At 57.8% G+C, this 1,231-nt stretch carries 1 pseudogene; it reads left to right on the top strand.

The annotated features are described in order from the left end of the window. The first annotated feature begins 98 nt into the window (after positions 1 to 98). Positions 99 to 1,137 (top strand): annotated as a pseudogene (locus AB4Y32_RS40330) (IS110 family transposase). Positions 1,138 to 1,231 lie beyond the last annotated feature (94 nt).

Genomic DNA, 1,231 nt, shown 5'->3' with positions numbered 1-1,231 from the left:
CGAATTATTCAGATGGAATGGGCACCACCCACCCCAGCGGCACAGATATGCCAAAGTTGACGTGCGACGCGTTCAACTGAGAAGTGGAGGTACCCGAAATGGAGATTACCGCTATCGGCGTGGATCTGGCGAAACACGTTTTCCAAGTTCACGCGGTCGATGCTCAAGGACATACGGTCTTGCGCAAACGTCTCAGCCGGTCCCAGATGGTACCGTTCTTCACCCGTCTGCCCCCCCTGCCTAATCGGTATGGAGGCTTGTAGCAGCGCGCATTATTGGGCGCGCAGGCTGGCCGCGATGGGGCATACGGTAAAGCTGATGGCACCGCACTTCGTCAAACCATATGTCAAGACAAACAAGAATGACATGAACGACGCGGAAGCGATCTGCGAAGCGGTGCAACGGCCGAATATGCGCTTCGTCGCGGTTAAGACAGTGGAGCAGCAGAGCATTCTGCATCTGCACGTCAGTCGGCAACTGCTGGTCAAGATGCGCACCCAAGTGAGCAACCATCTGCGTGGCCTGCTGGGCGAGTATGGGGTGATCCTCCCGCAGGGCATCTCACATCTTGCCGATATCCCTGGACTCGCCGAAGATGCGGCCAACGAACTGCCGGGCTTGCTCAGGCAGTTGCTGATGGACATGTTTGACCACGTTCGAGAGATCGATCACAAGATCGACGTGATGGAAGCTCAGATCCGCCAATGGCACCGGCACAGCGACGCCAGTCAGCGTCTTGCTGAGATTCCCGGTATCGGCCTGCTGACTGCGACCGCACTTGTTGGCCACATCGGCGCAAATGCGCAGGGCTTTACCAGCGGTCGTCATCTGGCAGCCTATCTTGGCCTCGTGCCCCGCCAGCATTCCTCGGGCGCCAAACAGCGTCTGGCTCACATCAGTAAAAGGGGTGACCCATATTTGCGAACCCTGCTGATTCACGGCGCACGCGCGGTGGTCCGGATGTGTCAGGGAATCCAGCGACGCGGCTCTACCGCGATCGATCCATGGTTGGAGCATTTGTTGGCCCGAAAGCATCCAAACCAAGCGGCCGTGGCGCAGGCCAACCGGAATGCGCGCATTGCATGGGCTTTGCTCGCAGGTAACCGCGCTTACCGCTCACCAGTTACCGCAACATGAACAGCGTATCGAATCGTTCGAAATCCTCTCCTCACACAACGGTTGCACAAGGCAAGCATGCATGATGGCGATATAGGTCAGACCTCGGTGAGCA

Source organism: Paraburkholderia phymatum, from assembly GCF_040965635.1.
GTDB classification, from domain to species: Bacteria; Pseudomonadota; Gammaproteobacteria; order Burkholderiales; family Burkholderiaceae; genus Paraburkholderia; species Paraburkholderia phymatum_B.
Note: the sequence above shows the minus strand (reverse complement) of the source record. Positions and strands in the feature narration are given on the sequence as shown.